General features: G+C 69.2%; 19 protein-coding genes, 2 rRNA genes, 1 pseudogene and 1 riboswitch. Of the genes and pseudogenes, 4 read left to right on the top strand and 18 right to left on the bottom strand.

The features are described from left to right. Positions 1-25: 25 nt before the first annotated feature. The 4 genes from K4G64_RS28550 to K4G64_RS28535 form a co-directional block, all read right to left on the bottom strand. On the bottom strand, positions 26-1,075 hold the full coding sequence (locus K4G64_RS28550; protein WP_221758851.1) for an endo-1,4-beta-xylanase: 1,050 nt from the start codon (positions 1,073-1,075) through the stop codon (positions 26-28). A gap of 53 nt (positions 1,076-1,128) precedes the next feature. Next, positions 1,129-1,893, bottom strand: coding sequence for a carbohydrate ABC transporter permease (locus K4G64_RS28545; RefSeq protein ID WP_260461103.1), 765 nt, complete (start codon positions 1,891-1,893; stop codon positions 1,129-1,131). Positions 1,894-1,997: 104 nt separating this feature from the next. Continuing rightward, on the bottom strand, positions 1,998-2,996 hold the full coding sequence (locus tag K4G64_RS28540; RefSeq protein WP_221758850.1) for a carbohydrate ABC transporter permease: 999 nt from the start codon (positions 2,994-2,996) through the stop codon (positions 1,998-2,000). A 6-nt stretch (positions 2,997-3,002) separates the two neighbouring features. Continuing rightward, positions 3,003-4,295, bottom strand: a complete 1,293-nt coding sequence (locus K4G64_RS28535; RefSeq protein WP_221758853.1) for an extracellular solute-binding protein — start codon at positions 4,293-4,295, stop codon at positions 3,003-3,005. A 420-nt stretch (positions 4,296-4,715) separates the two neighbouring features. Between K4G64_RS28535 and K4G64_RS28530 the strand changes: the two are divergent. After that, a pseudogene (locus K4G64_RS28530) lies at positions 4,716-6,681 on the top strand (amino acid transporter). A 1-nt stretch (position 6,682) separates the two neighbouring features. On the opposite strand, the gene K4G64_RS28525 reads toward K4G64_RS28530, so the two are convergent. Further along, a complete protein-coding gene (locus tag K4G64_RS28525; RefSeq protein ID WP_221758849.1) occupies positions 6,683-7,279 on the bottom strand; it encodes a DUF1707 domain-containing protein in 597 nt (198 codons plus the stop codon). Positions 7,280-7,406: 127 nt separating this feature from the next. Between K4G64_RS28525 and K4G64_RS28520 the strand changes: the two genes are divergently transcribed. Together K4G64_RS28520 and K4G64_RS28515 are read left to right on the top strand one after the other, a co-directional pair. Then, positions 7,407-7,802, top strand: coding sequence for a molybdopterin-binding protein (locus K4G64_RS28520; protein WP_221758848.1), 396 nt, complete (start codon positions 7,407-7,409; stop codon positions 7,800-7,802). A 71-nt stretch (positions 7,803-7,873) separates the two neighbouring features. Further along, positions 7,874-8,293, top strand: a complete 420-nt coding sequence (locus tag K4G64_RS28515; protein ID WP_221758847.1) for a molybdopterin-binding protein — start codon at positions 7,874-7,876, stop codon at positions 8,291-8,293. Between the two features lie 76 nt (positions 8,294-8,369). Here the strand turns inward: K4G64_RS28515 and gcvP are convergent, their stop codons facing one another. After that, positions 8,370-11,255, bottom strand: coding sequence for an aminomethyl-transferring glycine dehydrogenase (gene gcvP, locus K4G64_RS28510; protein ID WP_221758846.1), 2,886 nt, complete (start codon positions 11,253-11,255; stop codon positions 8,370-8,372). A 175-nt stretch (positions 11,256-11,430) separates the two neighbouring features. Next, a riboswitch (glycine riboswitch) is annotated at positions 11,431-11,526 on the bottom strand. Between the two features lie 113 nt (positions 11,527-11,639). Between gcvP and K4G64_RS28505 the strand changes: the two genes are divergently transcribed. After that, positions 11,640-12,014: a PRC-barrel domain-containing protein gene (locus tag K4G64_RS28505; protein WP_031104789.1), complete on the top strand. Its 375-nt coding sequence runs from the start codon at positions 11,640-11,642 to the stop codon at positions 12,012-12,014. On the opposite strand, the gene K4G64_RS28500 is transcribed toward K4G64_RS28505, so the two are convergent. The 12 genes from K4G64_RS28500 to K4G64_RS28445 all read right to left on the bottom strand — a co-directional run. Continuing rightward, on the bottom strand, positions 11,933-13,393 hold the full coding sequence (locus K4G64_RS28500) for a DNA polymerase IV (RefSeq protein ID WP_221758845.1): 1,461 nt from the start codon (positions 13,391-13,393) through the stop codon (positions 11,933-11,935). The two genes, K4G64_RS28505 and K4G64_RS28500, sit on opposite strands and share 82 nt — an antisense overlap. Before the next feature lie 167 nt (positions 13,394-13,560). Then, on the bottom strand, positions 13,561-14,244 hold the full coding sequence (locus tag K4G64_RS28495) for a MerR family transcriptional regulator (protein ID WP_221758844.1): 684 nt from the start codon (positions 14,242-14,244) through the stop codon (positions 13,561-13,563). A 295-nt stretch (positions 14,245-14,539) separates the two neighbouring features. Beyond that, complete coding sequence (locus tag K4G64_RS28490) at positions 14,540-15,013, bottom strand: bifunctional nuclease family protein (protein WP_003988851.1); 474 nt, start codon at positions 15,011-15,013, stop codon at positions 14,540-14,542. Positions 15,014-15,097: 84 nt separating this feature from the next. Further along, on the bottom strand, positions 15,098-15,835 hold the full coding sequence (locus K4G64_RS28485; RefSeq protein WP_221758843.1) for a MerR family transcriptional regulator: 738 nt from the start codon (positions 15,833-15,835) through the stop codon (positions 15,098-15,100). 53 nt (positions 15,836-15,888) lie between these two features. Beyond that, positions 15,889-16,842 (bottom strand): FHA domain-containing protein, encoded by a 954-nt coding sequence (locus K4G64_RS28480; RefSeq protein WP_221758842.1) that lies wholly within the window; start codon positions 16,840-16,842, stop codon positions 15,889-15,891. 61 nt (positions 16,843-16,903) lie between these two features. Continuing rightward, positions 16,904-17,842, bottom strand: coding sequence for a DUF881 domain-containing protein (locus K4G64_RS28475; protein ID WP_260461099.1), 939 nt, complete (start codon positions 17,840-17,842; stop codon positions 16,904-16,906). Between the two features lie 5 nt (positions 17,843-17,847). Next, positions 17,848-18,180: a small basic family protein gene (locus tag K4G64_RS28470; protein WP_003988855.1), complete on the bottom strand. Its 333-nt coding sequence runs from the start codon at positions 18,178-18,180 to the stop codon at positions 17,848-17,850. Next, entirely contained in the window at positions 18,177-19,091 is a 915-nt protein-coding gene (locus K4G64_RS28465; RefSeq protein ID WP_221758841.1) for a DUF881 domain-containing protein, read from the bottom strand. The genes K4G64_RS28470 and K4G64_RS28465 overlap by 4 nt, the downstream gene beginning before the upstream one ends. 98 nt (positions 19,092-19,189) lie before the next feature. Beyond that, on the bottom strand, positions 19,190-21,685 hold the full coding sequence (locus K4G64_RS28460; protein WP_221758840.1) for a mannose-1-phosphate guanyltransferase: 2,496 nt from the start codon (positions 21,683-21,685) through the stop codon (positions 19,190-19,192). A gap of 114 nt (positions 21,686-21,799) precedes the next feature. After that, positions 21,800-22,408 (bottom strand): CDP-alcohol phosphatidyltransferase family protein, encoded by a 609-nt coding sequence (locus K4G64_RS28455; protein ID WP_221758839.1) that lies wholly within the window; start codon positions 22,406-22,408, stop codon positions 21,800-21,802. A 109-nt stretch (positions 22,409-22,517) separates the two neighbouring features. Further along, positions 22,518-22,634 (bottom strand): 5S ribosomal RNA (gene rrf / locus K4G64_RS28450). Between the two features lie 91 nt (positions 22,635-22,725). After that, positions 22,726-22,830, bottom strand: a 23S ribosomal RNA gene (locus tag K4G64_RS28445); the annotation flags it as partial.

Genomic DNA, 22,830 nt, shown 5'->3' with positions numbered 1-22,830 from the left:
CGGTCCGGCAGGGCGCCCGCCCCCGCTACCTCCCCCCGAGCGCCTCACGCAGCGCGAAGTACGCAGGCTTGCGCCGCAGTTCCTCGTCCCACGGCAGGGCCGCGCCCTCGCCCGGGAAGAACGCCGGGATCCACGAGTACTTGTCGGTGTAGTCCCACAGGGTTACACCGACGCACCGCCGTACCGCCAGGCACGCCTCGGTGACGTCGGCGTACCACTCGGCCTGCTGCGCCAGCTTCTCCTCGGTCGCGGGCAGTTGCATCCGGATGTCGACCTCGGTGAGCGCGGTGTCGAGACCGAGCCGGGAGAAGCGGCGGAGGTTGTCCTCCAGGGTGGCCGGATAGCCGTACTGCAGGGCCAGATGGGCCTGGAGGCCGATGCCGTGCAACGGGACGCCCGCGGCCTTCAGCTCCTTGGCCAGCCGGTGGTAGGCGTCGCTCTTCGGGCCGACGGCCTCGATGTTGTAGTCGTTGAGGTAGAGCTTGACGCCCGGATCGGCCTGGTGTGCCCAGCGCAGGGCGTCGGCGATGTAGCCGGGCCCGAGCGTCTTGTAGAAGACCGACTCCCGGTAGGTTCCGTCCTCGTTGAACGCCTCGTTGACGACGTCCCAGGCGAACACCTTGCCCCGGTAGTGCCGTACCTCCGTCTGGATGTGCTTCTTCAGTACGGCCCTCAGCTCCGGGGCCGTCCACTCCCTGCTCGTGAGCCACTCAGGCAACTGGCTGTGCCAGACCAGGGTGTGGCCGCGCACCTTCTGCCGGTTGGCCCGGGCGAGGTTCACGATCTCGTCGCCCTGGGAGAAGTCGAACACGCCCTGCTGGGGCTCCGTCACGTACCACTTCATGCCGTTGCCGGGCGTGATCTGGTCGAACTCGCTGCCGAGCAGGGCCTTGTACGGTCCGTCCACGAGCTCGGGGTTGTCGGTGGCGCTGCCGAAGTAGCGGCCGTGCCGCTGGGCGAGGTCGGCGAGGGTGGGCTGCTGGTGCCCCGCCTGGGCGGGTGTGCCGGCGCCGATGCCGGCGGCGACCAGGAGCGCGGCGAGGGCGCCGGCGAGTCTGAGACGGGTGGTGCGCATGGTGCGACTCCTCACGACGGTGGGTGGGTAGAGCCGTACGTTCGCGGCGCGGGTCAGCCCTTGGTGGCGCCGGCGGTGAGGCCGCCGACGAGCTGACGCTCGGCGACCGAGTAGAAGGCGAGGGCGGGGACCATGGCCAGCACCAGGTAGGCGAAGACCTTGGCGTAGTCCGCGGAGTACTGCCCCTGGAACTGCTGGACGCCGATCGGCAGCGTCCACCACTGGGCGTCGGTGAACACCAGCAGCGGCAGGAAGAAGTTGTTCCAGCTGGTGACGACGGCCAACACGGAGACGGTGCCGAGCGCGGGCCGGGCCATGGGCAGCAGCACCCGCCAGAAGAAGCCCAACGAGCTGCACCCGTCGAGGGTGGCCGCCTCCTCCAGCTCGCCCGGGATCTGCCGGAAGAAGCCCCGCAGGATGATGATCGTCATCGGCAGTCCGAAGGCGGCCTGCGGAAGGATCACGCCGAGGGGGTTGTCCAGCAGGCCCAGGGAGCGCAGCAGCAGGAACAGCGGCAGGGCTGCCACCGCGAACGGGAACATCAGCCCCATCGTGAACAGCGTGAACAGCGCTTCCCGGCCCCGGAAGGCGAACCGGGCGAAGGAGAAGGCCGACAGGGCGGAGACCGCGACGACCAGGACGGTGGTGCCGATCGCGATCAGCGTGCTGTTGCCGATCAGCCGCCAGAAGTCCCCCGAGCCGAGGATCTGGGTGTAGTTGGAGGCCACCCACGACTCGGGCAGACCGACCGGGTTGCGGGAGAGCTCGTCGGTGGACTTGAAGCCGGAGAGCATGGCGTAGAGCAGGGGGACGGCCATGACCGCGCCGACGACGACCAGGACGAGGTGCAGGCTCCAGGCCCTCCCCCGCGCACGGGGCTTCTGACGGGCTGCCGTTCCCTTTCGGGTCTCCTGGCTGACTGTCACTTTCCGTCACCCCGCATGGTCGTGGTGGCCCCTTCCAGGTCGCGCCGGAGGACGAACCGCTGGTAGGCGAGGGCGAAGACGAGGCTGATGCCGAACATGACCACGCTGATCGCGCTGGCGTAGCCGACCTGGTAGCGCTTGAAGCCGTACTGGAACATGGTCACGGCCATGGTCTCGGAGTGGTGGTCGGGGCCGCCCGCGGTGGTCACCCACACCAGGTCGAAGAGCTGGATCGATCCGATGACCGCCAGGAACACACTGATGCGCAGGGTGGGCGCGAGCAGCGGCAGCGTGACGTTGCGGAACCGCTGCCAGGCACTCGCCCCGTCGATGAGCGCCGCCTCGGTCAGTTCCCGGGGGACGGCCTGGAGCCCGGCCAGGTACAGCATCATGTGGAAGCCGAAGTATTTCCAGGTCATGACCAGGAAGACGGTCGCCATGACGGTGGACGGATCCGCGAACCACTCCCCGCCCAGCCCCTCCAGACCGATCTTGCCGAGGACCTGGTCGGCGAAGCCGTCGTCCGGGGCGAAGATCATGCCGAAGAGGATTCCGGTGATGGCCTCGGACAGGACGTAGGGGGCGAAGAACAGCATCCGGTACACCGCCCGGCCGCGCATCCGCTGGTTGAGCAGGACCGCCATGGCGAGGGCGAACGGCAGCTGGATCGCGAGCGACAGCACCACCAGGACCAGGCAGCGCCACAGGTCGCCGAGGAAGACGTCGTCCTGGAAGAGCCGGGTGAAGTTCTCGCCGCCGATGTAGTCGGAGGGCATGCCGAAGCCGCCCCAGCGGAAGAACGCGGCGTACAGGGCGAACAGCATCGGCAGCAGCACGAGCCCCAGGAACAGCACCAGGGCCGGGAGTTGGAAGCCGGCCGCGGTGAGCCAGTGCAGCGTGCGGCGCCGGGCCCGCCCCGTGGGCCGGTCCGCGGCCGGGGGCGGGGAGCCGGCGCCGGGGCCGGTCCGTTTGTCCGGCAGGAACGTTGAGGTCATCGCCGGCTACTGCTCTTCCTTCGCGGTCTTCGTGATCGACTGGGCGACCTGCCCGGGCGACTTGGAACCGGCGATGAGCGCGGCCACGCTGTCGTTGACCTCCTGGCCGACGGCAGGCGCGTACGCCTGGTCGAGGTAGAGCTGGAAGCCGGTGGCCGCCTTCAGCTGCGCCTGTACGGCCTTGATGTTGGGGTCGGCGATGGCGCTCTCGGCCGCCGGGACCACGGGCAGCACCCCGGTCTTCTTGACCAGCTCCAGATCGGTGGCCTCGGACGCGAAGAACTTGAGGAAGTCGACGGCCTCCTGCGGGGCGCCCCGGCGCAGTGCGTGCCCGCCGCCTCCGCCGAACACCTCGGTGATGGCGCCCTTGCCGCCCTCGACCGCGGGGAACGGGAAGAAGCCGAGGTCCTTGCCGAGGCCCTTGCCCGCGTCGGCCTGGACCGTGGGCGCCCACTGCCCCATGAGCTCCATCGCCGCCTTGCCGTTGCCGACGGTGGCGGCCTGGCCGGTGGGGCTGGAGTAGGCGGCGCCGAGGAAGCCCTTCTGGAACGGCCGGAGGCCGACGAGCTCCTTCAGGTGGTCACCCGCCTCGACGAAGGGGGCGCCGGTGAAGTCCTTGTCGTCGTACGCCTTCTGCAGGGCCTCGGCGCCGGCGGTGCGCATCGCGAGGTAGGCCCAGTAGTACATGCCGGGCCACTTCTCCTTGCCGGCCAGGGCCAGCGGCGTGACCTCGGCGGCCTTCAGCTTGCGTACGGCGTCGAGGAAGTCGCCCCAGGTGGTCGGGGGCTCGGCGATGCCGGCCTTCTCGAAGAGCGCCTTGTTGTACCAGAAGCCGATCATGCCGATGTCGAACGGGATGCCGTAGGCCTGGTCGTCGATCAGATACGGCTCTTTGGCGACCGGCAGCAGGGCGTCGCCCCACGGCTTGGTCCGGTCCGTGAGGTTCTCGACGAGCCCGGCGTCGACCTGCTGCTTCAGCACGCCGCCGCCCCAGGTGTGGAAGATGTCGGGCAGCTTGCCGGAGGCGGTCAACGCCGTCATCTTCGACTTGTAGGCGTCGTTCTCCATCTGGACGATCTTTATCTTGACCTTGGGGTTCTGCGCCTCGTACTTCCGGGCGAGAGCGGCCCAGACGTCCTTGGCCGGCTGGGTGGTGGAAATGTTCCACCATTCGATCGTGGTCGTCCCCGACGACCCTCCGTCCGAGTCCCCGCCGCATGCGGTCAGTGCCGTCATCCCCAGACCGGCCGCGGCGGAGGCCGCCAGGAAGCCGCGGCGGGACAGTGCCGGGTCGCCCATCATGCGCTCCTCGAAAGTTTCGAACGAGATCCAGAAAGCTTCGTTGCTGCCGCACCCTAGAGACAGCGGCCAAAGGGTGGCAACCCCTTGTGCGAGGTCAATCTCTCTGTGGAGAAGGGACATGGCCTAGAGGCGAAACATTCGGATGAGTAGGCGAACGTTCCGAGACCGATACGGTCGCGATCACACAGAGTTTCCGCGCTCGGGCCGCGCATCTGCAGCGCTCATTGCGTCGATGAAGTCGCTCCAGCGGGTCTCATCTCGCGTTTTCACCGCTGCGGCCGCCCGGACCGCCAGTCTTGACGGAAGTTTGACGCGCTCAGCCCCCTCTTTCATGGGCCCCTGCATCACGCTCCGCTTACGCTGATCGGGCCGTCCAGTGATGGCCGAAACCATGCTGAGCCGCACATCGGGACGTCGATGGCCACCACCGAGCACCCGGCACCGGGCCGTCCGAAGCCCGCCCCACCTGGCCGGCTGCTGGAAGGCCTGTCCGACATGGGCAAGGGCGGTGGCCACACCGGGCCCCACGCCCGGCCGGAGCCCCCGCACCGGGGCAGCGCTGGTGGCGGGTGATGTGCCTGACCGGCGTCGACTACTTCTCGACCCTCGGCTACCAGCCGGGCATCGCGGCCCTCGCCGCCGGACTGCTGTCACCGATCGCGACCATCGTCCTGGTCGTCGTCACCTGGCCGGCGCCCTGCCCGTCTACCGCCGGGTGGCCGAGGAGAGCCCCCACGGGGAGGGCTCGATCGCGATGCTGGAACGGCTGCTCTCCTTCTGGCAGGGCAAGCTGTTCGTGCTGACCCTGCTCGGGTTCGCCGCCACCGACTTCCTCATCACCATCACGCTGTCGGCGGCCGACGCCTCCACCCACCTCGTGGAGAACCCCCATCTGACCGGTGTCCTGCACGACAAGCAGATGCTGATCACCCTGGTCCTGGTGGCCCTGCTCGGGGCGGTGTTCCTCAAGGGCTTCCTGGAGGCGATCGGCGTCGCGGTCGCCCTCGTCGGCGCCTACCTCGCGCTGAACGCGGTCGTGGTGGTCGCCGGCCTCTATCACGTCATCACCGCCGGTCATGTGATCACCGACTGGTCGAGCGCCCTCACCACCCAGCACAGCAACGTCTTCGCCATGGTCGGCGTCGCCCTGCTGGTCTTCCCGAAACTGGCGCTCGGGCTCTCCGGATTCGAGACGGGCGTCGCCGTGATGCCGCACGTCCAGGGCGATCCGGACGACACGGAGGCACGGCCGACCGGCCGCATCCGCGACACGAAGAAGCTGCTCACCACGGCCGCGCTGATCATGAGCGTCTTCCTGATCACGACCAGCTTCATCACCACCCTGCTCATCCCGGAGAAGCAGTTCGAGGCGGGCGGCCAGGCCAACGGCCGTGCGCTCGCGTACCTGGCGCACGAATACCTGGGCAACACCTTCGGCACGGTCTACGACGTCTCGACGATCGCCATCCTCTGGTTCGCCGGCGCGTCCGCGATGGCCGGCCTGCTCAATCTGATGCCGCGCTACCTGCCCCGCTACGGCATGGCCCCGCACTGGGCCCGCGCCGTGCGGCCCATGGTCATCGTCTTCACCTTGATCGCCCTCCTGGTCACCTGGATCTTCGACGCCGACGTCGACGCCCAGGGCGGCGCCTACGCCACCGGCGTGCTGGTCCTCATCAGTTCCGCCGCGATCGCGGTGACCATCGCCGCCCGCAAAGCCCGGCAGCGGAACTGGACCATCGCCTTCGCGGTGATCTCCGCTGTCTTCCTCTACACGACCGTCCTCAACGTCATCGAGCGCCCGGACGGCGTGAAGATCGGCGCCTGCTTCATCGCCGGCATCATCCTGGTCTCCCTGCTGTCACGACTGGCCCGGGCCTTCGAGCTGCGCGTGACCAGCGTGACGCTGGACGACATGGCGGAGCGCTTCGTCCGGGACATGTCCAACCGCCGGATACGGTTCATCGCCAACGAGCCCGACCGGCGCGACATCGCCGAGTACCGCGACAAGATCGAGCAGATCCGGCACGACAACGACATGTCCGGCCAGGAAGACTTCGTCTTCGTCGAGGTGACGGTCACCGACCTCTCCGAATTCGAGGCGGGCCTGACCGTGCGCGGTGAGGTGCTGCACGGCCGCTACCGCGTCCTGACCCTGGAATCGTCCTCGATCCCCAATGCCCTGGCCGCGCTGCTGCTGCACGTCCGCGACGCGACGGGCCACATCCCGCACATCTACTTCGAGTGGACCGAGGGCAACCCCTTCGCCAACTTCCTGCGCTTCTTCCTGTTCGGGCAGGGTGAGGTCGCCCCGGTGACCCGCGAGGTCCTGCGTGAGGCGGAGCCGGACCGCAAGCGGCGGCCGAGGGTGCACGTGGGCTGAGTCAGGCCGTCGCGCCCTTCCTGCCGAAGCCCCTTCGCGGGGTGCGCACCACGACCTGCCCGTAGTGGATCTCGCCCGTGATCCGTATCCGCAGCAGGACGGGGGCGTCGGACGGCCGGCGGGCCTTGATCTCGGAGTAGTTCAGCACCAGGCCGCCGGTGTCGACCACGACACCCGGCCGGGTCAGCAGCTTCAGGGCGCCTGCCCGCAGATCGAGGTCGACGTCCAGGGTGTCGTGGGTGATCACCGCGTCGGTGAAGTCGAGAGTCACCTCACCCCACGCCGACCGGATCTCCAGCCGCCTCGGCACCACCCAGCCGTCACCCCGACGCGTCGAGGCCCCCTCCTGCCGGATCCGGACGACGTCCTCGGCTTCCCCGGACGCCTGCCCGGCCACCGCGGGCAGATCCGCTGTCAGCACGGCGAGCTCACCCACCGTGCGGGCGGACAGCGCCGTCTCCAGCCGCTCCTCGAGCTCCTCCAGGGTGAGCCGTCCGTCACCCGCGGCGACGCGCAGCACGTCCACGGCCCGGTCGCGGTCCGCGTGCGACGCCCTCACCTCGGGCGATCCACCAGCCCGCGCGATCTCGGCCGCCATCACTCCACCCCCGATTCCCGGGCACGCCACCGGGCACGCCCATTCGACCACTAACGCCATATCGCGTTATACCCAACGGCCAGCCCCGCATCCACCGTTCCCTCGCCCCGCCCCTATCGTGACCGGCATGCAGTCCTACACGATCGGCCAGGCAGCACGGCTGCTCGGCGTGAGCCCGGACACCGCCCGCCGCTGGGCAGACGCGGGCCGCATCACGACCCACCGCGACGAGGCCGGGCGACGGCTCGTCGACGGGCGGGACCTGGCCGCCTTCTCGGTCGAACTCGCCCGATCCGGCGCCGCCGAGGAGGACACCCCGTACACCTCGGCCCGCAACGCCTTCCCCGGCATCGTCACCGCGATCAAGCTCGGTGACGTCGCCGCCCAGGTGGAGATCCAGGCCGGCCCGCACCGGCTCGTCTCCCTGCTCACCCGCGAGGCGGTGGAGGAACTGGGCCTGGAGGTCGGCATGGAAGCGACGGCCCGCGTGAAGTCGACGAACGTCCACATCGACCGCGTCTGAGGCCTGGGGAGAGGAGGAGACAAACAGGCACATACCAGGCCCAACACTCCCCACCGGGCTACCGTGCACCCATGAGCCTGAGCATCCGCAACCAGCTCCCCGGCACCGTCACCGCCGTCACCCCCGGCGAGGCCATGGCGACGGTCAGGGTCCGCCTCGCCGGCGGCCAGGACCTCACCGCGGCGATCACCCGCGAAGCCGCGCAGGACCTCCGTCTCACCCCGGGCACCCCCGTGTGCGCCCTGATGAAGTCGACGGAGGTCTCCCTCGCGACCGCGCCCATCGAGGGCCTGTCGATCCGCAACCAGCTCCCCGGCAGGATCACCGGCCTCACCGCCGGTGAGGCCATGGCATCGGTCCGCGTCACGGTGGAGGGCGGTGAACTGACCGCGGCGATCACCCGGGACGCGGCGGAGGACCTGGCCCTCACGCCCGGGACCCCCGTCGTCGCGCTGATCAAGGCGACCGAGGTATCACTCACCACCGCGTGACGCGCCGGTGAACGACGGGAGGGGCCCCGCACCGCGGAGCCCCTCCCTGTGACCAGCCGGCCGTTCGGCCCGTCCGTCAGTCCTCGTACGCGTCCAGCGGCGGGCAGGAGCAGACGAGGTTCCGGTCGCCGAAGGCCTGGTCGATGCGGCGCACCGGCGGCCAGTACTTGTCGGCGGTCGACACCCCGGCCGGGAAGACGGCCTCCTCACGGCTGTAGGCGTGCTCCCACGCCCCGGCGAGCGCGCCGGCGGTGTGCGGGGCGCCGCGCAGCGGGTTGTCCTCCGCGGGCCACTCGCCGGAGCCGACCTTCTCGATCTCCGCGCGGATGGCGATCATCGCCTCGCAGAAGCGGTCGAGCTCCGCCAGGTCCTCCGACTCGGTCGGCTCGATCATCAGCGTCCCGGCGACCGGGAACGACATGGTCGGCGCGTGGAAGCCGTAGTCGATCAGCCGCTTGGCGACGTCGTCGACGCTCACGCCGGTCGCCTTGGTGAGGGGCCGCAGGTCGATGATGCACTCGTGCGCGACGAGACCGCCGGGGCCGGTGTAGAGCACCGGGTAGTGCGGCTCCAGACGCTTGGCGATGTAGTTGGCGCTGAGCACGGCCACCTGCGTGGCCCGCTTCAGCCCCTCGCCGCCCATCAGCCGGACGTACGCCCACGAGATGGGCAGGATGCCGGCGGAGCCCCAGGGGGCCGCCGAGATGGGCCCGACGCCCGTCTCCGGGCCGGCCTCGGGCTGCAGCGGGTGGTTCGGCAGGTAGGGCGCGAGGTGCTCGCGCACCGCGACCGGGCCGACGCCGGGACCGCCGCCGCCGTGCGGGATGCAGAAGGTCTTGTGCAGGTTCAGGTGCGAGACGTCGCCACCGAAGTGCCCCGGCTTGGCGAGCCCGACGAGCGCGTTGAGGTTGGCACCGTCGACGTAGACCTGCCCGCCCGCCTCGTGTACCTGCGCGCAGATGTCGGCGACGTGCTCCTCGAACACACCGTGCGTGGACGGGTACGTGATCATGAGCACGGCCAGCTGGTCGCCGTACTGCTCGATCTTGGCCCGCAGATCCTCGACGTCGATCTCGCCGTCCTCGGCGGTCTTGACGACGACGACCTTCATGCCGGCCATCACGGCGCTGGCGGCGTTGGTGCCGTGCGCGGACGACGGGATCAGGCAGACGGTGCGCTGCTCGTCCCCGTTGGCCCGGTGGTACCCGCGGACGGCGAGCAGACCGGCCAGCTCGCCCTGCGACCCGGCGTTCGGCTGGAGGGAGACCTTGTCGTAGCCGGTGACCTCGGCGAGCCGGTCCTCCAGCTCGTGGATGAGCGTGAGGTAGCCCCCGGCCTGCTCGGCGGGCGCGAAGGGGTGCAACTGACCGAACTCGGGCCAGGTGACCGGCTCCATCTCGGTGGTCGCGTTGAGCTTCATGGTGCAGGAGCCCAGCGGGATCATGCCCCGGTCGAGCGCGTAGTCGCGGTCGGCCAGCTTGCGCAGGTAGCGCAGCATGGCGGTCTCGGAGCGGTGCTGGTGGAAGACGGGGTGCGTCAGGTAGTCGTCGGTCCGCAGCAGCGCGGCCGGGAGTCCGTCCCCGGTGGCCGCGTCCAGCGCCTCGACGACGCCTTCGACACCGAAGGCGGCCCACACGGCGCGCAGCTGGGCGCGCGTGGTGGTCTCGTCACAGGCGATCGAGACGTGGTCGGCGTCGACGAGCCGCAGATTGACCCCGTTGTCCCGGGCGGCGGCCACGACCTCGGCGGCCCGGCCCTCGACCCGCACGGTCAGGGTGTCGAAGTAGGCTCCGTGCACGACCTCGACGCCGCCGCTCGCGAGCCCGGCGGCCAGGACCGTGGCGTACCGGTGGGTGCGACGGGCGATGCCCTTCAGGCCCTCCGGGCCGTGGTAGACGGCGTACATGCCGGCCATGACGGCGAGCAGCACCTGCGCGGTGCAGATGTTGCTGGTCGCCTTCTCACGGCGGATGTGCTGCTCGCGCGTCTGCAGCGCCAGCCGGTAGGCCTTGTTGCCGTCGGCGTCCACGGACACGCCGACGAGCCGCCCCGGCAGGCTGCGCGCCATCTTGTCCTGGACCGCCATGTAGCCGGCGTGCGGGCCGCCGAAGCCCATCGGGACGCCGAAGCGCTGCGTCGTGCCGACGGCGATGTCCGCCCCGAGCTCACCAGGCGACTTCAGCAGCATCAGCGCCAGCAGATCGGCGGCGACGGTGACCAGCGCCCCGAGCTCGTGCGCCCGGTCGATGACCGGCTTGAGGTCCCGCACGGCACCGGAGGCACCCGGGTACTGGAGCAGCACGCCGTTGATCTCGCGCTCGGCGATCTCGGCGGGGATGCCCTCGCTGAGGTCGGCGACGACGATCTCGACGCCGGTCGGCTCGGCGCGCGTCTGGATCACGGCGATGGTCTGCGGCAGCGTGTCCGCGTCGACCAGGAACAGGCCCTTCTTGTTCTTGCCCAGGCGCCGCGACAGCGCCATGGCCTCGGCGGCCGCGGTGCCCTCGTCGAGCAGGGAGGCGCCGGAGGTCGGCAGCCCGGTCAGGTCCGCGACCACCGTCTGGAAGTTCAGCAGCGCCTCCAGCCGGCCCTGCGAGATCTCCGGCTGGTACGGCGTGTAGGCCGTGTACCACGACGGGTTCTCCATGACGTTGCGCATGATGACCGGCGGCGTGAAGGTGCCGTAGTAGCCGAGCCCGATCATGGAACCGAGGACCTGGTTGCGGTCGGCGAGGGAGCGCAGCTCGGCGATCACCTCGGCCTCGCTGCGGGCGCCCGGGAGGTCCAATGCCTCGGCGCTCTTGATCACGGCGGGTACCGCGGCGGCCGTGAGCTCGTCGAGGGAGCCGTAGCCGACCTGGGCGAGCATCTTGGCGCAGGCCTCGTGGTCGGGGCCGATGTGGCGCTGCTCGAAGGGGACTGCCTCTTCGAGCTCGGAGAGCGGAATGCGGTGGGCGGTCATTACGGAGGCCTCCTGGTCGACACGACCTGCGAGGGGCACCACGGCACGGGTACCCGGACGGCCTCCCCCTCTGTCATCTCAACCTGAGAGCTTCACCGGATCGCCCGAAGGCCTCCGGCTTTCACCGTCGGTGAGAGCGGAAGCCGTCGACACCCGCCCTGCTTTCCAGAGTGACCTCGTCCGTGCGGTACGTGAGCCTGAGAGATTCCGGGGAGGATTTGCTCCTTCGGCGCCTCCGATGATGTCTGGAGGACTCTCCCGCGCGGGGTCAACAGCCGCTGCCAGCGTACCAGCGAGGTCAACGCACGAACCTTCGAGTGGCCGCATCCCCGCTTGTACCGTTTTGTAGTGTTTACGGATGAGGTGCGACCATATGGAGGGCCCGTGCGAACCGACATCGATCCGCGCAACCTGATCGGCCGCAAGGCGTTCGACCGCAACGGGACCAGGATCGGCACGATCGACGAGGTCTATCTCGACGACGCCACCGGCGAACCGGAGTGGGCGGCCATACGGACCGGCCTGTTCAGCAGGGACGCCTTCGTCCCCCTGGAGCCCAGCGAACTGATCGAGGGCGCCCTCCACGTCCCCTTCGAACGCGCCCTGATCAAGGACGCCCCCGACTTCGGCGTCGGCCGCCACCTCTCCCCCGAGCAGGAACTGCAGCTCTACCACCACTACGGTCTCGACGTCGCCGCCCCGCCCCCGCTGCCGGACCACGACTTCGGCAAGCTCGCGGGCACCGACGAGACGGCGTGAGTCTCCTCCCCGGGCCCGCCGCCTCCCCCATCTGGACCTGGCCCCTGTAACACCAACGGCAACGGATCCGCCGCCTCGAGGTCCGGATCGTCGACCCGGAACGTCCGCACCCGCCCGGGCTCCGAGTCGGGCGTCTCGAACCGTACGGTGACCCGCCCGAGGCCGCTGCCCTGCACCCATCCGTGCCCGAACGCGGCATGCCTCACGTCGTGCCCGGCGGGCCACCGCCGCTCGGCGAGCGACGGCTGCTCCTCGGCCGCCGCCACGGCGTGTTCCTCGACCGGGCCCTCGGCGACCGCCCGCTCCCCCGCCGCCTGGGCGAACAGGTCCTCCTGCGTGTAGTCGGCGAGCCCGCTGACCCCCACCCCGAGGAGCCGCACCCCACCAGTCGTGTCGACCGAGTCCAGCAGCCTGGCCGCCGCCTCGCGGATCACCGCGGGATCATCCGTGGGCCCGCGCAGCGTCTCGGACCGGGTGAGCGTCGAGAAGTCGTACCGCCGCACCTTCAGCACGATCGTCCGCCCCGACAGCCCGGCCCCGCGCAGCCTGCGCACACACCGCTCGGCGAGCCGCTGCACCTCCAGCCCGACCCGCGTCCGGTCATGGATGTCCACGTCGTAGGTGTCCTCGACCGACACCGATTTCGTCTCGCGCTCCGCCACCACCGGCCGGTCGTCACGCGCCAGGGCCATGGCGTACAGACCGTGCCCGTGCGCCTTCCCCAGCAGCCGGACCAGCTCGTCCTCGCCCGCTTCGACGATCTCCTCGACCGTGGTGATCCCGGCCCGCCTCAGATGGTCCCCCGTCGCCGGCCCCACCCCGGGCAGCGTCCGCACCGACATCGGCCCGAGCATCGCCCGCTCGGTCCCCGGCTCGATCACCACCAGTCCGTCGGGCTTGGCCTCCTCCGAGGCGATCTTCGCGAGCATCTTGGAGGCGGCGAGCCCCACCGATCCCGTGAGCCCCGTGACAGCCCGTATGTCCGCGCGCAGCTTGACCCCGGCCAGCCGCGCCGACGACTCGTCCCAGGCCACTCCCCCGGCCTCCAGGTCCACGAACGCCTCGTCCAGACTCAGCGGCTCCACCAGAGGCGACAGCGCGCGCAGCAGCTCCATCACCCGCTCGCTGATCGACTTGTAGAGAGTGAAGCGCGGCACGAGATACGCGGCATTGGGCGCGAGGCGCCGGGCCTGCCCCATGGGCATCGCCGAATGCACCCCGAAGACCCTCGCCTCGTACGACGCGGTCGCCACCACCCCACGAGGCCCGAGCCCGCCCACGACCACGGCCTTCCCACGCAGACTCGGCTTGGACGCCTGCTCCACCGAAGCGAAGAAGGCATCCATGTCGAGATGCAGGATCGTGGGCGCGGTTCTCACAACTCCGATGCTGCCCTACGCCACTGACAACGCCCCGCGCGGCAGCCCCCGATGCCCCACCGGAAACCGCTGCGGCACCCCCTGGCACCCCACCGGAAACCGCCTACGCCCGGGCGCGGAAACGTCCCGCCTCCTGCGACCGCGTACATCCCGCGTCGCTCGACGGCTCAGACGGCCCGGTTCCGCCGGCGCGCCAGCTCGTCCGCCGGATTGGGCCCCACCAGGGTCTCGCCGGTGTCGACACGCTCACCGTGCAGCTGGGACAGGGCGCTCTCGACGTCCCGCCACACCACGCCCACGGCGATCCCGAACACGCCCTGGCCGCCCTGGAGCAGGGCATGGACCTCATCGGGCGAGGTGCACTCGTAGACCGTCGCGCCGTCGCTCATCAGCGTCATGCGCTCCAGATCGCTGAAACCGCGTTCCCTGAGGTGCTGGACGGCCGTGCGGATGTTCTGCAGCGACACCCCGGTGTCGAGGAACCGCTTGACGATCTTCAGGACCACCACGTCCCGGAAGCTGTACAGCCGCTGCGTCCCGGACCCGTAGGCGGGGCGCACGCTCGGCTCGACGAGCCCGGTGCGCGCCCAGTAGTCCAACTGCCGGTAGGTGATACCGGCGGCCGCGCAGGCCGTGGGGCCGCGATAGCCGATCTGCTCGGACGCCATGGACGTCGTCCCTCCGCTGCTCGGCACCGCTGTCGGTCGCTGCGGAGCGTGATCGGCCGCACCACCGGGCTGGGGGCATCCCCCGCCCGGGAAGGGCCGTGAGCCGGGGGGAGGGTACGGACCGCTCGCCCTGAGACTGCGCTCGGGGCCGCCCCCAGCCGTACCGTCGCCGCTGCTTCTCACGCCGACCTCCGTCCTTGACCTGCCTTCTCGACGGTAGGCAGTCACCAGGGGTGCGTCAACGATCGCCACACTCGCCACGCCGAGTGATAATCACCCTGAGAGTGGTTTCCCGTGCCCCGTCGCGGGGAAAGGCTAGCCGAATGCGTCCGGCACGAGCCGTATGACGCTCTCACGCGCCTCCGGCACATGCGGGCATTTCACCCCTCACACGAACGGCGGGCGGCCCCGTCACGGACCACACCGTCCGCCGGACCGCCCACACGACTCTTCCGACCGCTGCCGCTCCCCCGGGAGCTCACTGACTGCTGCTGCCGAAGTCCTCCGGAGAGATCTGGTCGAGGAACTCGCGGAACTTCTCCACCTCGTCCTCCTGCTCGTCCGGGATCGCGATACCGGCGTCGTCGAGCACCGTGTCACTGCCGTAGATCGGCGTCCCGGTGCGCAGCGCGAGCGCTATGGCGTCGGACGGGCGGGCGCTCACCTCGACGCCGCTGGCGAAGACCAGCTCCGCGTAGAAGACGCCCTCACGCAGGTCCGTGATGCGCACTTCCGTGAGCTCCTGGCCGACGGCTTCCAGCACGTCCTTGAACAGGTCGTGTGTCAGCGGCCGCGCGGGAGCCATCCCCTGCTGGGCGAAGGCGATCGCCGTCGCCTCCCCCGGTCCGATCCAGATGGGGAGGTAACGGTCGCCTCCCACTTCACGCAGCAGCACGATCGGTTGGTTGGAGGGCATCTCGACCCGGACACCTACGACATCGAGCTCGTTCACACAGCAACCCTAGGCCGTGCTCGGGACGTTTGGGTAGTCGGGCCGGGATCGGGCGCCCGATCCGGCCCCCTGACAGCCGGCCCCTCAGGGCAGCCGAACCCCGAGCGCCGACTGCACCAGCGCGGCGTGCAGCTTCACCGTGAGCCCCGCCAGCTCCTTGGTACGGGCCTCGGCATGAGCCCTGGTCTGCGGGTTGCGGTGCCGCCTGAGCGGGGCCACCACCTGGCCCACCAGACCGGCCTCCCGCTCCGCGGCGGCCTTCATGGCCCGCAGATGCCGCGGCTCGATCCCGAACCGCCCGAGTTCGACGACGAGCAAGGCGACGGTGACCGCCTCGGCGTCGTACGCCCCGTCCTCCAGTGGAGTGAGGAGGCCGTAGGACTCCCACTCCTTGAGCTCCTGCTGCTCGACGCCGACGGCGGCGAGCAGCTCGTCCCGCCGGATCCTGGCCGCTGTGGGCCCCTCGGGCGGCTCGGGGACGGACGCACCGTCACGCTGGCGCCCCACGACCGGCAGCTGCACGGCCTCACCGCGCTCCATGGCCTCCAGGTGCTCCCGGATCACCTTCAGGGGCAGATAGTGGTCCCGCTGCATCCTCAGGACGTGACCGAGGCGCTCGACGTCATGGGCGCTGAACTTGCGATACCCCGACGGGGTCCGCTGCGGCTCGATGAGCCCTTCCGACTCCAGGAAGCGGATCTTGGAGATGGTCACTTCGGGAAACTCGTCGCGCAGCGCGCTCAGCACCGCGCCGATGCTCATCAGCCCACTGTCCGTGGCGGCGGTGCCGTGTCCGGCACCGCCGCTCGGTGTTTGAAGCATGGACCTTCCCTGACGGATGGACCTTCGCCGAGGCCTGTCCGGACCGAGTCCGGTCAGTAGCCCCGCTGGCTGGCGTAGAAGACCAGCCGGTACTTGCCGATCTGCACCTCGTCGCCGTTGTTCAGGGCGACCTGGTCGATCCGCTCCCGGTTCACATACGTGCCGTTCAGGCTGCCCACGTCGGCCACCGTGAACGAACCGTCCTGACCACGACGGAACTCCACGTGCCGCCGGGACACCGTCACGTCGTCCAGGAAGATGTCGCTCTGCGGATGCCGGCCGGCCGTGGTCAGGTCGCCGTCCAGCAGGAAGCGGCTGCCCGAGTTCGGCCCGCGGCGCACGACCAGGAGCGCGGAGCCCAGCGGCAGCGCGTCGACCGCGGCCTGCGCCTCGGGCGACAGGGTCGGCATCTGCGTCTGACCGGTGGTCTCGCTGTCGTAAGCCTCGAGACCCGAAATGGAGATCGTGGAGGTCGTCTCGGACGGACGCTCCGGCGTCGCCCCCGCCCTCAGCGGCGCGCCGCAGTTGGAGCAGAAACGGCTGTTCTCCGCGTTGCGGTTACCGCACCTCGTACACACCAGGGCCGACATCGGATCCTCCTGCCGCGGCTGCCCACCGGGGGCGTTGGACGCATACGGGTCGGAAAACCCTCCACCCGCACTTGAGGTTGACGGTTGCCCGAAACCTATGCCGCCGGGCTGCGCAGGGTCAACCGACGGCGCGCCCTGACCACCGGAAACATCGCCGCCCGAGCCGCCGACCTGGTCCCGGAACAGCGGCCGCTGGCCCTCCGCGTCAGGCTGTGCGCGATGGCGAGCGGTCGCATTGTCGCTGCCTTCTCGCGCGCTCTTGCCGAACAACTTCGCAAACAACTTCACGGGCGATTCCCCTTGACCGAAACAGACCCGCCCGTGGGGCAGGACGAACCCTGACTGAACACTCTGGCCGACCCGGACATCCTGACAACGTCCGTCTGCACCAGACAGTTTCCACCACGCACCGCCCATTCGGTGCGCCGACCCCCCGCAACCTCATGCCCTCGCCGAACGCCGCCCATGCGCCCCCGGTTCACTGCGAGGACGACCGAGCGTAGTCAGGCCGCTTCGCTGCTCGCAAGGCGTCCACGACGATGTCGGTGGACCGCTCGATCGTGACGGTGGCCTGTTCCTTCTCGAGAGTCTGCACCACACCTCCGGGGATGTTGAGCGCCGGCTCGAGGTCCTGCGGCTTGCCGATGACCTTGAAACGATAGGGCGCGTCGATCTTGTTCCCGTCGACGCCCACGCCCTTGCCCGAGTCCGTGAGATACGTGCTCGCGACGACCCGTACGCCGTTGACCTGGATCGCCTCCGCACCCGCCGCGCGCAGCTCCTGGATCGCGTCGAGCAGCATGTCCGCCTCGACCGTCCCCTTCGTGTCCTGGATCGTCATGGTGATGCCGGGCCCCTGCGCGGCCACCGTGCCCGCGAGGATGCCGAGTTGCCTCTCCTTCTCGATCGTCTGCTTCCGGGCCTCCTCGGCCTGGTCAGAGCTGTTCTCCAGCTCGTCGCGCTGCTTCTCGAGACCTTGCTTCTCGTCCTCAAGACGTTGAGTACGGTCATCCAGTTCATCGAGGATGCGAACAAGATCTTCCTGACGTGCGCCACGCAGGGCACTGTCGCTGTCGCTGTTCGAGGCCACCTGCACGGCCAGCCCGAATCCGAGACCGAACAGCAGCACCGCGACGATGAGTTGTGCCCGGGTGACACGCGGCGGCCACACCCCCTGCACCAGCCGCTGCCGCCCGGTCAGCCGCGGCTCGGGATCCGGCTTCGGCTCCGGCGCCTGCCGCGGTTCCGCCGCCTGCCGGCGCTCCGGCTCCTCGGGAGTCTCCTCGGCGGCGGGTGCCGTCGCGGGCACCTCCTGGGGCAGCTCCTTGCGCAGCCCGTTTCCGGCCCCCGCGCTGCCGTCGCGCGCGTCGCCGCGCTCCTCGGCGGGCTTGTCCGGCTTCTCGTCGTGCTCGCTCATCGGCCTCACGCCCGGAACACGTGCCGGCGGATCGCCGCGGCGTTGGAGAAGATCCGGATGCCCAGGACGACCACCACACCGGTGGACAGCTGGGCGCCCACGCCCAGCTTGTCGCCCAGGAACACGATCAGCGCGGCCACGACCACGTTCGACAGGAACGACACCACGAAGACCTTGTCGTCGAAGATGCCGTCGAGCATGGCCCGCAGACCGCCGAAGACGGCGTCGAGCGCCGCCACGACGGCGATCGGCAGATAAGGCTCGACCACCGCCGGAACCTCAGGCCGGACCAACAGGCCGGCCACGACTCCCACGACGAGGCCCAGTACGGCGATCACGATGTGCCCTTCTCACTCTTCTCAATGCTCGGCTGTGCTGTACGTACGGTCACACTCGGTGCGGCAGGCAGCCGGAGGTCGTCCTCCACGGAGATGCCTGTCCGGATGCCGTAGCTCTCGTGCAGCGCGTTCAGATACAACCCGTCCGCGCTGTTCTGGAACCGCGTGCTCAGCCGCTGCCCGTCCCCCACCGCCAGCACCGTGTACGGCGGTACCAGCGGCTTGTTGTCGACCAGTATGGCGTCCCCCGCGGCCCTGATCGCGGACAGCGCCGTCAGCCGCCGCCCGTTGATCGAGACGGCCTCGGCGCCCGACTCCCACAGCCCGTTGACCACGCGCTGCATGTCCCGGTCACGCACCCGGCCGGTGTCGGAGAAGCCGGAGGTCTCACGCGGGTCGCCGTCGCCGCCCGAGGCGGCTTCCTTGGCGTCGTTCACGACGAGCTTCACACCGGGGCCGTGCACCGCGACGGCGCCGGACAGGAGGCCCGCAAGATCGGAGTCCGCGCTGCCACCGCTGTGCTTCAGCGCCTCGCGCTGCCGTGCGCTCACGTCTCCGCGCAGCTCGTCGACGGAGTCCTCCAGCTTGTCCGCGGCCTCGGTCTCCCGGTTGATGCGGTCGACCAGCTCTTCCCGCTCCTTGGCCACGACCGGGGCGGCGACCCGCGCCTGCGCCGCTCCGACGGTCACGATCAGGGCCGCGAGCACCAGTCCGGCGGCGAGCCCCAGCTTCGCCCTGAGCGTCTTCGGCATGCCGCTGTCACCCGCGGCCTTCTTGCGCTCGGCGGCCTCGGCGTATCCGTCGTCGAGGCTGTGGTCCATGACGTTGGTGAGCAACGACATGGACGCATCCGGGCGCCGGGGCCGCGTGGGTGTGCTCCGAATGGGGGGTTGCTGCGGCATGCCGCACATCGTCGCACGTCGCGAGCACTACCTCCGAACGGCCCCACCGGCGTGCCGGACAGGCCCCGTTGGGGACACTTGTCCGGCACGCACGCGTGCAGCCCGTTCTACCGGCCGGCGCTGTCCACGACAGCCGACCATTCGTCCAGCAGGGCCTGCGCGGAGGCGTCGTCCGGCCCTTCGGCCCACAGGTGGGTGACGGCCTCGGCCGGGTCGGGCAGCACCATCACCCAGCGACCGTCGGTCTCCACCACGCGCACACCGTCCGTGGTGTCCACGAAGCGGTCTCCGGCCTCTTCCACGACCCGTCGCATCACGAGCCCCTTGACTGCCCACGGGGTCGCCAGATCGCGCTTCAGGACGTGCGCCCGCGGAATGCGCGCGTCGATCTGGCTGAGCGTGAGCTGGGTCCTCGCCACGAGTCCGATGAGCCGCACGAAGGCCGCGGTGGCGTCGTACACGCTGCTGAACTCGGGGACGATGAACCCGCCCTTGCCGTCACCACCGAAGATCGTCCCTTCTTCACCGCCGACGCGCGTGAGGTCGTCGGGAGAGGTGGTCGTCCACTCGACCTGCGTCCCGTGGTACGCCGCCACCTGCTCGGCGATCCGGGTCGTGGTCACCGGAAGCGCGACGCGTCCACTGCGCCGCTCGGCGGCGACGAGGTCCAGCATCACGAGCAGCGCCCGGTCGTCCTCGATGATCCGCCCCTTCTCGTCGACGAGCGACAGCCGCTCACCGACGGGGTCGAACCGCACACCGAACGCGGCTCCCGAGGACGCCACGATCTCCCCGAGCCGCACCATCCCCGACCGCCGCATGTCGGCCGTCTCGGTCGGCCTGGACTCGTCCAGACCGGGGTTGATCGTCAGCGAGTCGACCCCGAGCTTGCCGAGCAGGCTCGGCAGGACCAGGCCCGCGCTTCCGTTGGACGCGTCCACGACGACCTTCAGCCCGGACTCCGCGATCCCGGTCGTGTCGACGTTCCGCAGCAACGACCCGGTGTACGAGTCGAAGACACTGGCCGGGAAATGCAGATCACCGATCTCACCGGGGAAGGCTCGGCGGTACTCCTGCCGCGCGAACACCCGGTCCAGCTTGCGCTGACTGCCCTGCGAGAGGTCGGCGCCGTTCCCGTCGAAGAACATGATGTCCACCGAGTCCGGCACCCCGGGCGTGGTTCGGATCATGATGCCGCCCGCACTGCCACGCGCGGTCTGCTGCCGGGCCACGGGCAGCGGCACGTTCTCCAGGTCCCGCACGTCGATCGCACTGGCCTGCAGCGCGGAGATCACCGCCCGCTTCAACGCACGGGCACCACGCGAGTGGTCCCGCGCCGTGGTGACGGTCGAGCCCTTCTTCAGCGTCGTGGCGTACGCGCCGGCGAGACGCACCGCGAGTTCCGGCGTGATCTCCACGTTGAGGATGCCGGAGACGCCACGGGCACCGAAGAGGTGCGCCTGGCCTCTGGATTCCCAGATCACCGAGGTGTTGACGAAGGCGCCGGCCTCGATGGTCTTGAACGGGTAGACCCGGACATTGCCTTGGACGATCGATTCTTCACCGATCAGGCACTCATCACCGATGACCGCCCCGTCCTCGATCCGCGCCGCGCGCATGATGTCGGTGTTCCTACCGACCACGCAGCCGCGCAGATTGCTGTGGGGCCCCACGTAGACGTTGTCGTGGACGACGGCCTTGTGCAGAAACGCGCCGCTCTTGACGACCACGTTGGAGCCCACGACGGTGTGCTCACGGATTTCGGAGCCTGCCTCGACCTTGGCGTAGTCACCGATATAGACGGGTCCACGGAGAACGGCGTCGGGATGGACCTCCGCTCCTTCGGCGACCCACACGCCCGGGGAGATCTCGAACCCGTCGATGTCGACGTCGACCTTGCCCTCCAGGACGTCGGCCTGCGCCTTCACATAGCTCTCATGCGTGCCGACGTCCTCCCAGTAGCCCTCGGCGATGTAGCCGTAGACCGGCTTGCCTTCCTTCATCAGCTGCGGGAAGACATCACCGGACCAGTCGACGGGCACATCGGGGTCGACGTAGTCGAAGACCTCGGGCTCCATCACGTAGATGCCGGTGTTCACGGTGTCGGAGAAGACCTGGCCCCAGGTGGGCTTCTCGAGGAAGCGCTCCACCTTGCCTTCCTCATCGACAATGGTGATACCGAATTCCAGCGGATTGGGCACACGGGTCAGACAGACCGTGACCAGCGCGCCCTTCTCCTTGTGGAAATTGATGAGCTCGGTGAGGTCAAAATCCGTCAGCGCATCACCGGAGATGACGAGAAAGGCATCGTCCTTCAGCGCTTCCTCGGCGTTCTTGACGCTTCCGGCGGTACCGAGTGGCTTCTCCTCGTTGGCATAGGTGAGCTCCATACCGAGCTCCTCGCCGTCACCGAAGTAGTTCTTGACGAGCGAAGCCAGGAACTGGACAGTCACGACTGTTTCGTTGAGCCCATGCCTTTTGAGCAGCCGAAGAACATGCTCCATGATCGGCCGGTTGGCCACCGGCAGGAGCGGCTTGGGCATGCTTGAGGTCATGGGGCGAAGGCGCGTGCCTTCGCCTCCGGCCATCACGACGGCCTTCATGTCGGAAGCGTCCTCCTCAAAGAGACGGTCTAGCCGACTTCCCCCGCCAGGATTGTCCCTCACTTATCCAGCACGGGCCATCGCTCCGCTACGGCAGCAGGACCATCCGAGAGTTCAATCGGCCATGGCGTCCGCACGGACCAGGCGGCGGACTTGTACCACGTAGAGGACTCCTGCCCACCAATACAGCGTTGTACCCCATCCGGCGAACGCCCATCCGAAAATGGCAGCGAGTGACGAGATCCAGCCGCTTCCGTCACTGAGCAGCAGCAGGGGGAAGGCGTACATCAGGTTGAAGGTGGCGGCCTTACCCAGGAAGTTCACCTGGGGAGGCGGATAGCCGTGCCGGCGGAGGATGCCCACCATCACCAGCAGGACCAGCTCCCGCGCCAGAAGTGCAGCGGTCAACCAGAGGGGCAGAATCTCCCGCCAGGTGAGGCCGACCAGGGTCGAGAGAATGTAGAGCCGGTCAGCCGCGGGGTCGAGGAGCCGGCCGAGGCTGCTGATCTGGTTCCAGCGCCGCGCGAGCTTGCCGTCCAGATAGTCGCTGACGCCGCTCAGAGCCAGCACCAGAAGGGCCCACCCGTCACTCTGGGGCCCACCGAACTCAGGACGCAGGATCAACCACAGGAAGACGGGCACGCCGACGAGGCGCGCCATGCTGAGGATGTTCGGGATGGTGAGCACACGGTCCGTCTGGACGCGAGTCTCCTGAACCTCCACCCGGGGGCCTCCTGTGGGAAACGAGCCAACGATGCTCCCTGACCTTACCTCAACGCAAAATAGCTCCGGCTCTTGGGCTGTACGCCCAAGAGCCGGAGCTATAAAAGGAGTTCGGCGGCGTCCTACTCTCCCACAGGGTCCCCCCTGCAGTACCATCGGCGCTGTAAGGCTTAGCTTCCGGGTTCGGAATGTAACCGGGCGTTTCCCCTACGCTATAACCACCGAAACACTATGAAACTGTCGAACCATGCCGCACCACGCGTGGCGGCGTGGGGCTGTTCGTGGTTTCAGAACCAACACAGTGGACGCGAGCAACTGAGGACAAGCCCTCGGCCTATTAGTACCGGTCAACTCCACACGTTACCGTGCTTCCATATCCGGCCTATCAACCCAGTCGTCTACTGGGAGCCTTACCCTCTCAA

The organism is Streptomyces sp. WAC04114 (assembly GCF_019733245.1).
GTDB lineage: Bacteria > Actinomycetota > Actinomycetes > Streptomycetales > Streptomycetaceae > Streptomyces > Streptomyces massasporeus_A.
The sequence above is the reverse complement of the archived record's forward strand: the minus strand, read 5'-3'. Positions and strand labels throughout refer to the sequence as shown.

Coding starts and splice junctions, on each gene's coding strand:
- K4G64_RS28550 (WP_221758851.1), bottom strand. CDS start 1,075: ATGCGCACCACCCGTCTCAGACTCGCCGGCGCCCTCGCCGCGCTCCTG.
- K4G64_RS28545 (WP_260461103.1), bottom strand. CDS start 1,893: ATGGCCGTCCCCCTGCTCTACGCCATGCTCTCCGGCTTCAAGTCCACC.
- K4G64_RS28540 (WP_221758850.1), bottom strand. CDS start 2,996: ATGACCTCAACGTTCCTGCCGGACAAACGGACCGGCCCCGGCGCCGGC.
- K4G64_RS28535 (WP_221758853.1), bottom strand. CDS start 4,295: ATGGGCGACCCGGCACTGTCCCGCCGCGGCTTCCTGGCGGCCTCCGCC.
- K4G64_RS28525 (WP_221758849.1), bottom strand. CDS start 7,279: ATGGCGGCCGAGATCGCGCGGGCTGGTGGATCGCCCGAGGTGAGGGCG.
- K4G64_RS28520 (WP_221758848.1), top strand. CDS start 7,407: ATGCAGTCCTACACGATCGGCCAGGCAGCACGGCTGCTCGGCGTGAGC.
- K4G64_RS28515 (WP_221758847.1), top strand. CDS start 7,874: ATGAGCCTGAGCATCCGCAACCAGCTCCCCGGCACCGTCACCGCCGTC.
- gcvP (WP_221758846.1), bottom strand. CDS start 11,255: ATGACCGCCCACCGCATTCCGCTCTCCGAGCTCGAAGAGGCAGTCCCC.
- K4G64_RS28485 (WP_221758843.1), bottom strand. CDS start 15,835: ATGCTTCAAACACCGAGCGGCGGTGCCGGACACGGCACCGCCGCCACG.
- K4G64_RS28480 (WP_221758842.1), bottom strand. CDS start 16,842: ATGGGCGGTGCGTGGTGGAAACTGTCTGGTGCAGACGGACGTTGTCAG.
- K4G64_RS28475 (WP_260461099.1), bottom strand. CDS start 17,842: ATGAGCGAGCACGACGAGAAGCCGGACAAGCCCGCCGAGGAGCGCGGC.
- K4G64_RS28465 (WP_221758841.1), bottom strand. CDS start 19,091: ATGTGCGGCATGCCGCAGCAACCCCCCATTCGGAGCACACCCACGCGG.
- K4G64_RS28460 (WP_221758840.1), bottom strand. CDS start 21,685: ATGAAGGCCGTCGTGATGGCCGGAGGCGAAGGCACGCGCCTTCGCCCC.